The sequence below is a fragment of the Luteimonas notoginsengisoli genome, assembly GCF_042648885.1.
Classification (GTDB): domain Bacteria; phylum Pseudomonadota; class Gammaproteobacteria; order Xanthomonadales; family Xanthomonadaceae; genus Luteimonas; species Luteimonas notoginsengisoli.
Window position 1 is genome coordinate 181,045 of the sequence record NZ_JBHRYF010000002.1, and the last position, 11,909, is coordinate 192,953.

Below are 11,909 nucleotides of genomic sequence, written 5' to 3' on the forward strand. Positions count from 1 at the left end.
CGCGCGTCGCCGTCAGGCCGCGACCATGACCCGCCGCCTGCCGATCATCCACGGCATCACCGCGCACGACGCCGGACCGTACCGCATGGAACGGCTCGACCTCGAGTTCGGCAACGGCGAACGCCGCCGCTACGAACGCCTGCACGGCCGCGGCCACGGCGCGGTGGCGGTGGTCCCGATGCTCGACGACGACACCGTGCTGCTGGTGCGCGAATACGCCGCCGGGATGCACCGTTACGAGCTGGGCCTGGTCAAGGGCCGCATCGATGCGGGAGAGACCCCCGAGCACGCCGCAAACCGCGAACTGATGGAAGAGGCCGGCTACGGCGCCAATTCGGTGCAGGTGCTACGCGCGTTGACCTTGGCGCCTACCTACATGAGCCACCAGACCCACCTGGTGCTGGCGCGCGACCTGTATCCCAGGCGCCTGCCCGGCGACGAACCCGAAGAGCTCGAAGTGGTGCCGTGGAAGCTCGATGCGCTGCACGAGCTGATCCTGCGCGAGGAGTTCTCGGAAGGCCGCTCCATCGCCGCGCTGTTCATCGTGCGCGAATACCTGCGGCACCATGCCGGTTGCTGACGCGCTGCGCGAAGCGGTCATCGCGGCCGCGCGCGCGGCCGCGGCGGAGATCCTGCGCGTCTACGACACCTGCTTCGATGTCGAACACAAGGCCGACGACAGCCCGCTCACCGCTGCCGACCTGGCCGCGCATCGATGCATCGTCGACCGGCTCGAAGCGCTGACGCCGGAGATCCCCGTGCTGTCGGAGGAGTCCGCGGACACCATCCCCACGCTGTTGCGGCGCACCTGGTCGCGGCTCTGGGTGGTCGACCCGCTCGACGGCACCCGCGAGTTCGTCAAGCGCAACGGCGAGTTCACCGTCAACATCGCGCTGGTCGACGAGGGCGAGGTGGTGTTCGGCGTGATCCAGGCGCCGGTGACCGGCGCGCTCTGGCACGGCACCCGCGGGCGCGGCGCATTCCGCCGCGATGGCGATGCCGACGTGGCGTTGCGTACCCGCACCCCGGCGCAAGCGCCGCTGCGCGTCGCGGCGAGCCGCTCGCATCGCAACGCGCGCACAGAAGCCTTGCTGGAGCGCATCGCCAGCGCCACCGGCGCGGCCGGCGAACCGGTGGCACTGGGGTCCTCGCTCAAGTTCTGCCGCCTCGCGGAGGGTGGAATGGACGTCTATCCGCGCTTCGGACCGACCAGCGAATGGGACACCGCCGCCGGGCAGGCGATCGTCGAGGCCGCCGGCGGCGCGGTGCTCGACCCGCGCGGACGCCCGCTGCGCTACAACCAGAGCGACACGCTGCTCAACGGCGACTTCATGGCGTTGGGGGATCCGGCGCTGCCGTGGAAGGAATGGTTGGGCGAGCGCGCGTAACGCCACGGTGTGCGCACCGGGCGGCCACTGTGCATCCTGCGCATCACCTTCCGGGCGATAGAGGGAAGGGAAATACCGTCATTCCGCGAAGGCAGGAATCCACTGACTTCGCTCACGAGGTAGGGTGCGCCATTGCCAAGGTCACTGGATTCCCGCCTTCGCGGGAATGACGATCGAAAGGTGGATCGCCCCGGGCCTGACACCACGCACCAGCGCCGCGCCATCACGTGTCACCATCCGGAAGCAATGAGCAACCCGTCGTCCAACCTCCAGCGCCTGCTCGACATCATGGTCCGCCTGCGCGACCGCGAAAGCGGCTGCCCGTGGGACCTGGAGCAGACCTTCGCGACCATCGCGCCGTACACGATCGAGGAGGCCTACGAGGTCGCCGATGCGATCGACCGCAACGACCTGCCGGCGCTGAAGGATGAACTGGGCGACCTGCTGCTGCAGGTCGTGTTCCATGCGCAGATGGCGGCCGAGCAGGGCGCGTTCGGGTTCGCCGACGTGGCAGCGGCGATCGGCGACAAGATGGTGCGCCGGCATCCGCACGTGTTTGGCGACGACCGGCAGCACGATGCCGCAGGCGTGCTGCGCAGCTGGGAGGAGATCAAGCGCGCCGAGCGTACCGGCGCGGGCGATACCGACGCCTCGGCGCTGGCCGGCATCGCTCGCGGCATGCCCGAGTGGCAGCGCGCGGTGAAGCTGCAACAGCGCGCGGCGCGGGTCGGCTTCGACTGGCCCTCGCCGGCGCCGGTGATCGACAAGCTGCACGAGGAGATCGACGAAGTGCGCGTGGAGTTCGCCGCCGTGGCCGCGGATCCCGGAGACCCTGCCGCGCAGGATCGCCTGGAGGACGAGATCGGCGACCTGCTGTTCGTCTGCGCCAACCTGGCGCGGCATGCGAAGGTCGACGTCGGCAGCGCGCTGCGCCGGGCGAATGCCAAGTTCGAACGCCGTTTCCGCGCGATGGAAGCGCTGGCCGCGCGTGACGGCGTGGCGTTGCAGGCGCTGCCGCTGGAGGCGCAGGATCGCTACTGGGACCGCGCCAAGGCCGCGGAATCGCCGTAGGCGTCTCCATGCGGCCGCGTTGATTCCCAACGGGAATCCATCGCGGCGTGGGGCGCTCCGGCGCAGGTGCAGGAGATCGATGGCATGACCCGTTTCGCCAGCTTCCGCGAGTTCTATCCGTTCTACCTGAGTGAGCACGCCAACCGCACCTCGCGGCGACTGCATTTCATCGGCAGCTGCGGGGTGCTGGCCCTGGTGGCCATGACGATCGCCACCGGCAACGCGTGGTGGCTGCTCGGCGCGCTGCTGTGCGGTTACGGCTTCGCCTGGGTCGGCCATTTCTTCTTCGAGAAGAACCGCCCGGCCACGTTCAAGCATCCGTTTTATTCGTTCGCCGGGGACTGGGTGATGTTCAGGGACATCCTCGCCGGCCGCATCCGGTTCTGAGGCCCTGTCCAGACGGCACGGGAATTCGCTCGCCGCCGAGCGCGCTCATTCCAGGAAGATCAGCCACGCGGCCACCGCGATCAGCGCGAAGCCGGCCCAGTGGTTCCACTTCAACGACTGGCCCAGGTAGGACGCCGAAAACACCGCGAACACCACCAGCGTGATCACTTCCTGCATGCCCTTGAGCTGCGGCGCCGAGTACACCGCGCTGCCCCAGCGGTTGGCCGGCACCTGCAGCATGTACTCGAAGAACGCGATGCCCCAGCTGGCGATGATGACCGTGAAGATCGGTGCGGACTTGTACTTGAGGTGCCCGTACCAGGCGAAGGTCATGAAGACGTTCGATCCCAGCAGCAGGATCACGGGCAGGATGCGTTCGGCGAGGGACGGCATGGGGCGGGCCGGCAGTGGCGGGACGCCAGCCTAGCGCCGCCACCCGTCGCTGTCGTGCCCGTCGCGCCGCAAGGCCGCTCAGCGCATCTCGAGCCCGAGCGCGCGCGCGATCGATTCCCAGGGCACGTACTTGTAGTTCTGGTTCTCCACCGGCATCACGTTGCGGCCGTCCTGGGCGATCATCGCGCCGTGTTCGAAGCCGGGCCCCAGATTGCGGCTGGTGACCTCCAGCCCGTCGGTTTCGGAGATGCCGTCGATGCCGCGCACCGGGTCGGCGACCACGGCGAACGATCCCAGGTATTCCTGCCCGCCTTCGAGCCGGTAGACCGCGTAGGTGTCGTTGCCCTGGCTCGACACGACGACGTAGCCGCGACCGTCGCCGAGGTGGTAGATGCCCACGCCCTCGAGGTCGTCGCGGATCGCCGGGTTGTCGGCCACGCGCTGGACGGCGGTCCGGGGGTCGCCGCCGTCGGGCTCGGCCGGCATCCGCCACATCGCGACATCCTCCTCGTTGACGTACAGGACGCCGCTGTCGTCGTCCGCCACGCAGCCCTCGGTCTGCGAATCGAAGGTCATCTCGCGCACCGGGTCGGCTCGAACGCGGCCGTTGCCGGCGTCGACCAGGTGCCACTGGCGCTTGCCGGTGTCGTCGCCGTTGACGAACACGTACATGGCGCCGTCGCGCGCGCTGCGGTACATGCACAGGCCATAGGGATCGCCGAAGCCGGTCGGCTGCACGCCGTCGGCGACGTCCACCAGCCGACGATTCGCGGTATCGAGGCGGTAGATCGCGATGCTGTCGTCGGTGCGGTTGCTGGCGGTGACCAGCACCACCCGTTCGCCGCCCAGTTCGAAGCCCTCGCGCAGGTCGACGTTGTTCATCTTGCCGTCTGGCAGGAACTGCACGACCTTGCCCTGCATGTCGTACACGTACAGGCCGGCCTTCTTGTCGGTGGCGACCACCAGGCTGGCGGCGGGGTCGTCGGGGTTGGCCCAGATCGCCGGGTCGTCGGCGGCGTCGCCGTAGCTTCCCGCGGGCACGGTTTCGACCAGGGCGGTCACCGCCGGCATCCGTGGCGCGGCGGTTTCGGCGGCGGCCGCGGCGCCCGGCGCGAGTCCCAGCGCGGTCGCCACGCCGGCGATCGAAACCGCCTTGAAACCAGCCCCGTCCTCGTCGGTGACCAGCAGCAGGCCGTTGGGGAAACCCGGATCGAACGCCCGGTTCGACGCGAACAGCGGCCCGGGTTCGTCGATCGCGGCGTCGCCACCGGTCGCGGCGACCGCGAAGCTGCCGGCATAGGCGTCGTCGCGGTCGCGGTCGTAGACGTTGATCCGGCCCGCGGAGGCGTCGGACGCGAGCAGCCAGCGGCTGCCTTCACCACCGTCGTGCAGCGCGAGGCCGCCGACTTCCTCCTCGATGTGGCCCAGGCGCGGCGTGTCGACCAGGGTGGCGGACACATCGGCCTCGGGATCCGCGTCGAAGCGCCAGATGCCGACGGTTTCCTCGGACGCGTAGACCTGTCCGCGACCGTCGGCGACGCATTGTTTGAGCGGGGAGGGCACGCTGATGCGGCGCACCTGGCGGGCATCGAGTTTGCCGTCGGCGGTGGCATAGAGGATCTGCTGGTCGACCTCGCCGCCGTCGCCGACCACGAAGGCGTACAGGGCGCTGTCGAGCGGATTGCGGAACAGGCAGATGCCTTCGGCCGCGAAGCCCAGCGGTATCGCGCGCGCGCCCACTTCGACCAGCTCCGCGCCCTGCATGGAAAACAGGCGCAGGTGGTTGCTGGTCGAATCCACGGCCGCCACCAGCGTGGCCTCGCCGTCGCCGATCGCCACGTCGTAGCTCACGTCGAGCGCGACGACCTCGCCCGCGGGCGTCGCCCCCAACCGCTCGCCGGACAGGTCGTAGACCTCCAGGCCACCCAGGCCGGTGGCGGCGACCACGTGTCCGTGCGCCGGGCCGCCGGGATCGCGCACCAGGATCGCGGCATTGGCTTCGCCGCCGGCCACCGGGCCGAACGTCGCCCGCGCCTGCAGCGGCTGCGCATCGGCCGCCGGGCCGGGTTCTGCGGCCGTCGCGCAGCCGCAAAGGGCCAGCATGCCGGCGGTCATCAGGCTGTAGCAGGTCCGCGATTCCATGTTCCATTCCCCAGGTCAGGCGCTTGTCCGTGGTCCGCCCGGGCCGGGCGCCCCGGGGCAAAAATCGCATGGCAGGCCCGGATTTGCAAGATAAATTCTAAAGCGGTTGAAATTTGGAATGTTTGTTCGTAATCTCCCGGACGGGTTGCCTGGCGTGGACGGCACCGTCCGCGCAGGCCGAAGTCCTCGGGAGGGACCAGACATGCGGAAGCTCCATAGAAATGCGCTGACGGCGTTGATCCTCGGCAATCTCGCGATCGTTCCGGCATATGCGCTCGCACAGGATGCCGCGCCCCCGCAGGATGCCGCCGCCTCACAGGAAGAACCCGCGGGAGAGGCGGGCGAAGACGTCACCGAGCTGCAGGCCGTGGTGGTCAGCGGCGAGATCATGTACCGCAACCGCACCGAAACCACCGCGCCGGAACTCGTGTACGGACAGGAATTCTTCGCCGAATTCGAACCGGTATCCGTCGGCGACCAGTTGCGCCGCGTGCCGGGCGTGGCGTTCACCAGCGACATCGGCGAGTCCGACGCGCCGCAGATGCGCGGCCTCGGCCAGGGCTTCACCCAGGTGCTGGTCAACGGCAGGCCGATTCCCGGCGCCGGCAACGACCGCACCGTGTTCGTCGATCGCATCCCGGCGGAAATCGTCGACCGGATCGAGGTGATCCGCTCGCCCAGCGCCGACATCGACAGCCAGGGGATCGGCGGCACCATCAACATCATCCTCAAGGATGGCGAAAGCCTGCCGCCCGGGGTGATCGCGCGCGTCGGCGTGACCAACAGCATCGACGCCGACAAGTCCCGCGGCAACGGCGCGGTGTCGTGGTCGGGCCGCAACAAGGACGACACGGTTTTCTTCTCGCTGACGCTCGATGCGCAGGAACGCTACAACAACAAGGAGGTCACCGAAGGAGTTTTCGAAAGCGATTCGGTCGGCTTCGACGAGGAGGTCGCACGCCGCGGCGACGGCCGGCGCCTGGTGCATTTCGACGATCCCGCGGCATCCTCGGCGGTGGAGCGTACCGAGGAGCAGGACAGTCGCGATTCCCGCGACGTGTCGTTCAATGGCGACGTGACCTGGCTCATCTCCGAGGAGTCGAGCTTGCGCGTGGATGCCTTCGCCCTCACCACCAAGCGCAAAGAACACCAGGACACGCAGATCTACGAAGGCGACGGCAGCGTCGGCGGGCTGGACATGGACAACCCGGAACTCGAATTCCAGGACGCCGACTTCCGCCAGGACAGCTTCGGCATGTCGACGCTGTTCAAGACCTACCTCAACCCGTCGACCCAGCTGGACATCGAGGCCAGCTACAACAGCTTCACCGACGAAGGCATCGAAGATACCTTCGAGGAGACCAGCGACAACCTGGTCAACCGCGAGGACAACGATGCCGACGACGTCGAATGGAGCGTGGCCGCGTCGGTCACCCGGCAGATGAACGGCGTGGCCGAAGCCATCGGCATCGAGGGCGCGCAGTTCAAGGCCGGCCTGGTCGCCAAGAGCAAGGACCGCGATTACAGCCTGGTGATCGGCGACGGCCTGGACGACGACGACTACTCCACCAACGATGGCCGCTTCAGCTACAAGGAGCGGCGGCTCGACGGCTACGCGCTGGTCAAGTGGGAGGTCAACGACGCGCTCAACCTCGAAACCGGCGTGCGCGCGGAAAAAACGCGCACCGAACAGCGCTACAGCAGCGATTTCCTCGAAGGCGGCGTGCTCCAGGACACGGTGTCCGGGGAGGCTGACAACGACGCGTTCATGCTCAACCCGTCGGCGCACATCCAATGGAAGCTCAGCGACGCCGACCAGCTGCGCTTCAGCGCCGCGCGCACGGTGCGCCGGCCCAGCATCGACCAGCTGATCCCGGCGTTCTCGCTGGAATCGCCGGGTGACGAGGACGCCACTATCGGCAACCCGGAACTGGACTTCGAGACCTCGATCGGGCTCGACCTGGGTTACGAGCGTCGCCTCCCGGACCGCGGCATCTTCGGGATCAACCTGTTCTACCGCGACATTTCCGACCTGATCGGCCTGGTCAATACCGGGCTGCCGGTCAGCGATATCGGGCTGGACCCGGAAGATTTCCCCGGCTCGCTGTACACCTATCGCAACATCGGCGATGCCAGGGTGCATGGCATCGAGCTCGACCTGTCCACGCCGCTGGGATTCATCGGGCTGGCAGAGACCGGCGTCTTCGCCAACTACACGCGACTGTGGTCGGACCGCGACGATCCGGCGACCGGCGGGAGCATCGCGATCGACTACCAGCCCACCTACGTCTACAACGTCGGCCTGACCCAGAACATCCCCAGCTGGGATGCCAGCTTCGGCTTCAGCTACCAGAAGCAGGGCGAGTCGCGCTTCGTCACCTACGGCGAAATCGAGAGCCAGCTCTACGACGGCAACCTCGAGGTGTTCATCGAGAAGCGGCTGTCGAAGAGCGTGGTGATGCGGTTGACCGGCAGCAACCTGCTTGACGCCGACAGCCTGCAGGCCGAAGCCGGGTTCGACGGCGACAACGGCGCGGAGATCATCGCCAACCAGGCGGCCTACGATGTGGATGCGTACGAGGTCGAGCGCGAGAATTCCTCGCCGAGGTGGACGCTGACCCTGCGCGCGGTGTTCTGACCGGCACAGTCGGTGCGTGGCAACAGTCGCTCCCGATGCGCGGGGTGCAGGGCTTCGACCTGATCCAACGACTCGTCTTTGGCGAGCAGATTGAAGAAGGTGCAGGCGTCGCTGCGGGCAACTTGACGGCGAAAGGCACGTCGTTGCTGCGCAAGCATTGCGCGCAGGATGCATCGGAGCTGGCTCCCTGGGCGAAGGGTGTTGTCTCGCAACTTCACCTTGGCATTTGGAGCCAGCGTTTCTTTTCAGGTCATTGGCTTGCGCTCAAGTAAGCCCATTCGTCCCTGACACCTGTCCTGCCAGGACGGTGCGCCGGCCGGCTTCCTTCGGGATGCGCCGAGGTTGGCCGAGAAGCTCGATCAGCCGTGTCTCGCATTGCGAAAACGAGTGCCCGCGTCGCTGCGAGATCATGAAGGTGAGCGGGCGCATGTGCCATGCGCGCCGTTGAAGTTCAACGAGCGTCCCATCCGCGAGGTCTTCCGCAACCATGGGATGCGGCATGTGCCCCCAGCACAAGCCTCCCCTGAGCAGATCGTGCTTCGCACCGAGGTCGTCGACATGCCACTGGCGTTCGCCGGCGACCCCTTGCTGGGTCTTTTCCGCATTGGGCTGGTTGTCGGTGACGACGAGCTGGATGTGCCGCCCGAATTCCTCCCGCGGGATCGGCCCCGCGATGGCCGCGAGCGGATGCGATGGCGCACAGACGGTCACCATGTGCGTCTCGCATAAATGCTGCCGCTCCATGGCGCCCTGGCTCAGATCCGGCACGTCCGCGATCGTCACCGCCAATGCGCACATGCCGTCGAGAACCAGACGCTCGCCGCCCTGCATGGTCGTCATGTGCAGATTGATGGCAGCCGTCGGAAAATCCGCCTGCAGGCTGCGCAGGCATTCAATCAGGTGTACGCGCGGAAAGTACGTATCCACCGCGATCGACACCTGCGGCACCCCGGCTTCGGCAATGGAAAGCGCGCGCGTCTTCATTTCCTCGGTGCGCGAAATCACCGCGCGCGCATCGGGCAGGAGGCTGCGGCCTGCGGCCGTGAGCGTCGCTTTGCGCGTGTCGCGCTCGAACAGCGCCACATCAAAGGCGCTCTCGAGTGCCTTGATCGCGTGACTGATCGCCGACTGCGCGCGCCTGAGTTTGCGCGCCGCACCCGAGAAACTTCCCTGGTCGCACACCGCAACAAATGCGCGCAGTTGATTGATGGTGACGTTGTCGAGCATGTGTATCTAAAAAATAGATCGTATTAAACAGTATTTTGCCAATTGTCTTGATGTGTCAAGGCCCCAAGTTCATCCCGGGCCCAATCCCGACACTGAAAGGAGAATTGTCATGAGCTACGCAATCATCGGTTTCGGCGCCGTCGGCCAAGCCCTCGCCCGCGCCTTCGCCCGGAAAAACATCGAAGTCGCCGTCGCAAGTCGGCGGCCGCCCGAAGCACTGTTGCCACAGGCGCAGGCGATCGGATCCACCGTCGTTCCCAAGACGCTTCAGGAAGCGATCAAGGCGGACGTGATTTTTCTGGCGGTTCTCTTCGAGGGACATCGCGAGGTCGCCAAGGATCTGGCGAGCTGGCAGGGCAAGACGATCGTCGACGCGATGAACGGGTTTGGCGTCTCCTCTGCCGTCGTCGCCCAAGCCTTCCCGGGCGCCCGTCTGGTGAAGGGTTTCAATCATCTCCCCGCCCGCACCCTGGCCGCCGATCCGCACGTCAGGGGCGGCCGGCGGGTCGTGTTCCTGTCGAGCGACGACGAAGGTGCTGCAGCGTCGGTGGCAGCTCTTGCCGAACAACTCGGTTTTGCGCCCGTCAATCTCGGGAAGCTCGAAGAGGGTGGCGCGCTTGTGCAGGCGCGCGGGGACAAGAGCTGGGGGCCTTTGATCTTCCAGGACCTCTTCAGGAACGAGTCGTGAGCGATGTACGGCCATCGCGGGGAGATCGTGATCGCCCTGCAGCCTGGATCACGGATCCAAAAACCTCGCCCCATCCGTACAACTCCAACGAAGGATGCATGACATGGACAGACTGAATGGAAAGACCGCCGTGATCACCGGCGGCGCGACCGGCATCGGCAGTGCCGCGGCAAAGCGCTTCATCGAGGAGGGTGCCTTCGTCTTCATCTTCGGCCGCCGGCAGGAAGCACTCGACACCGCCCTGGCAGACCTTGGACCCCACGCCCGTGCGGTGCGGGGCTCGGTCTCCAATCTGGCCGACCTCGACCGACTCTATGCGGCGGTGAAGGCCGAGCGCGGCACCCTGGATATCGTCTTCGCCAATGCGGGGACGGGAAGCCTGCTTCCGCTTGGCGAGATCACCGCCGAGCACATCGACGAAACCTTCGACACCAACGTGAAGGGTACGATCTTCACGGTCCAGAAGGCGCTGCCGCTGATGAGCGAGGGCGGTTCGATCATCCTGACAGGATCGAGTGCCGGCACCACGGGCGCCCCCGCATTCAGCGCCTACAGCGCGAGCAAGGCGGCAGTGCGCAACCTCGCCAAGGCCTGGGCGGAGGACCTGAAGGGCACCGGCATCCGGGTCAACGTGCTGTCGCCCGGACCGACGGCGACCGAACTGGCGAAGGCCGCGGTGGGCGAGGAGGGCCTGAAGGCGTTCGCCTCGATGAATCCGCTCCAGCGCATGGCTGATCCGGCGGAGATCGGAGCGGCAGCGGCCTTTCTCGCGTCGCCGGACAGCAGTTTCATGACCGCAAGCGAGCTCGCCGTCGACGGCGGCCTGGCGCAAATCTGACGCACCACCGAGGGAGAACTCATATGAGTTACGCAATCATCGGCTTCGGCAGATAGGCCAGGCGCTTGCCAAGGCGTTTTGCTTGACGCGACGTGGCGCTTTCCGCACTTCTCCGTGACTCTCCGCCTTTCGCCGAAGAGGTGAAGGGGAGGGCGCATCACAACGCGACGGGCTGCCCCTGTGCGAGCGACCGCGCCGCGGCTTCGGCCAGTTCCAGCGCGGCGACGCCATCCTCGTAGCCGACCATGGGCGCGGCGCCGTCGAGGATGTCGGCGAAGTGGTCCATCTCGCGGCGATAGGCCTCGGCGTAGCGGTCGAGGAAGAAGTTGCGGAAGCGGTCCGCGGCGGCGCCGGACTCGCTCCAGACCTGCACCGTGCTTTCGACGACGTTGTCCGCGCGCACCATTCCGGCAGACGCATAGGCCTCCACGCGCTGGTCGTAGCCGAAACCGGAGCGGCGGCTGTTGGAAATCACGCACAGCCTTCCCGACGCGGTCGTGAGCACGGTGCGCGCGGTGTCGATGTCGCCCAGCGCGCCGATGTCCGGATCGACCAGGCAGCTGCCCGCGGCGTAGACGGTGGCCGGTTCCTCGCCGAGCAGCCAGCGCGCCATATCGAAATCGTGGATCGCCATGTCCTTGAACAGGCCGCCGGACACGGCGATGTAGGACGCCGGCGGCGGCGAGGGATCGTTGGAGGTGATCTGCAGGCTTTCCAGCGTGCCGATCGCGCCGCTGTCCAGGCGCGCCTTGAGCGCCTGGAAGTTGGGATCGAAGCGGCGGTTGAACGCAAGCAGCAACCTGGCGCCGGACAACGCCGACGCGGCCGCTCGCGCGCGAGCCGGGTCGTGGTCGATCGGCTTCTCGCAGAAGATCGCCTTGCCCGCGGCCGCCGCGCGCACGCTGTAGTCGAGGTGGGTGTCGGTGGAACTGGCGATCACTACGCCGGCGATGCCGGGGTCGTCCAGCGCCTGCTCGAATGTCGTCACCGACGTCGCGTGCTCGTCGGCGAGCGCCCGCGCGGCCGATGCGACCGGATCGACCACCCCGGCCAGGTCGATGCGCGGGCTGGCCGCGGCGTTGGCGGCGTGGATGCGGCCGATGCGGCCGGCCCCGACCAGTACGATCCTGTGCATGT

At 67.2% G+C, this 11,909-nt stretch carries 12 protein-coding genes; 8 read left to right on the plus strand and 4 right to left on the minus strand.

The window, feature by feature from the left end:
• The first annotated feature begins 25 nt into the window (after positions 1-25).
• From nudE to ACFOM9_RS06455, 4 genes are all read left to right on the plus strand, one after another.
• Entirely contained in the window at positions 26-580 is a 555-nt protein-coding gene (gene nudE, locus ACFOM9_RS06440) for an ADP compounds hydrolase NudE (RefSeq protein WP_386707803.1), read from the plus strand.
• Positions 567-1,388 carry a 3'(2'),5'-bisphosphate nucleotidase CysQ gene (cysQ, locus tag ACFOM9_RS06445; protein ID WP_386707805.1) on the plus strand — a complete coding sequence of 274 codons (822 nt, stop codon included), beginning with the start codon at positions 567-569 and terminating at the stop codon, positions 1,386-1,388. The genes nudE and cysQ overlap by 14 nt, the downstream gene beginning before the upstream one ends.
• A 246-nt stretch (positions 1,389-1,634) precedes the next feature.
• Positions 1,635-2,459, plus strand: coding sequence for a nucleoside triphosphate pyrophosphohydrolase (mazG, locus tag ACFOM9_RS06450; RefSeq protein WP_386707807.1), 825 nt, complete (start codon positions 1,635-1,637; stop codon positions 2,457-2,459).
• Positions 2,460-2,543: 84 nt separating this feature from the next.
• Complete coding sequence (locus ACFOM9_RS06455) at positions 2,544-2,846, plus strand: Mpo1-like protein (RefSeq protein WP_386707810.1); 303 nt, start codon at positions 2,544-2,546, stop codon at positions 2,844-2,846.
• Positions 2,847-2,891: 45 nt separating this feature from the next.
• On the opposite strand, the gene ACFOM9_RS06460 is transcribed toward ACFOM9_RS06455, so the two are convergent.
• Complete coding sequence (locus ACFOM9_RS06460) at positions 2,892-3,239, minus strand: DMT family protein (RefSeq protein WP_386707812.1); 348 nt, start codon at positions 3,237-3,239, stop codon at positions 2,892-2,894.
• Positions 3,240-3,317: 78 nt separating this feature from the next.
• Positions 3,318-5,381 (minus strand): phytase, encoded by a 2,064-nt coding sequence (locus ACFOM9_RS06465; RefSeq protein WP_386707815.1) that lies wholly within the window; start codon positions 5,379-5,381, stop codon positions 3,318-3,320.
• Between the two features lie 202 nt (positions 5,382-5,583).
• On the opposite strand from ACFOM9_RS06465, the gene ACFOM9_RS06470 reads away from it, so the two are divergent.
• Complete coding sequence (locus tag ACFOM9_RS06470; protein ID WP_386707818.1) at positions 5,584-8,019, plus strand: TonB-dependent receptor plug domain-containing protein; 2,436 nt, start codon at positions 5,584-5,586, stop codon at positions 8,017-8,019.
• Between the two features lie 44 nt (positions 8,020-8,063).
• Positions 8,064-8,291, plus strand: coding sequence for a hypothetical protein (locus ACFOM9_RS06475; protein WP_386707821.1), 228 nt, complete (start codon positions 8,064-8,066; stop codon positions 8,289-8,291).
• On the opposite strand, the gene ACFOM9_RS06480 is transcribed toward ACFOM9_RS06475, so the two are convergent.
• Positions 8,284-9,246: a LysR family transcriptional regulator gene (locus tag ACFOM9_RS06480; protein WP_386707823.1), complete on the minus strand. Its 963-nt coding sequence runs from the start codon at positions 9,244-9,246 to the stop codon at positions 8,284-8,286. The two genes, ACFOM9_RS06475 and ACFOM9_RS06480, sit on opposite strands and share 8 nt — an antisense overlap.
• Positions 9,247-9,355: 109 nt before the next feature.
• Here ACFOM9_RS06480 and ACFOM9_RS06485 point away from each other — a divergent pair, with 109 nt between their 5' ends.
• Positions 9,356-9,934, plus strand: coding sequence for an NADPH-dependent F420 reductase (locus ACFOM9_RS06485; RefSeq protein ID WP_386707826.1), 579 nt, complete (start codon positions 9,356-9,358; stop codon positions 9,932-9,934).
• Between the two features lie 103 nt (positions 9,935-10,037).
• A complete protein-coding gene (locus ACFOM9_RS06490) occupies positions 10,038-10,772 on the plus strand; it encodes an SDR family NAD(P)-dependent oxidoreductase (RefSeq protein ID WP_386707829.1) in 735 nt (244 codons plus the stop codon).
• Positions 10,773-10,929: 157 nt separating this feature from the next.
• Here the strand turns inward: ACFOM9_RS06490 and iolG are convergent, their stop codons facing one another.
• On the minus strand, positions 10,930-11,907 hold the full coding sequence (gene iolG, locus ACFOM9_RS06495; protein WP_386707832.1) for an inositol 2-dehydrogenase: 978 nt from the start codon (positions 11,905-11,907) through the stop codon (positions 10,930-10,932).
• Positions 11,908-11,909 lie beyond the last annotated feature (2 nt).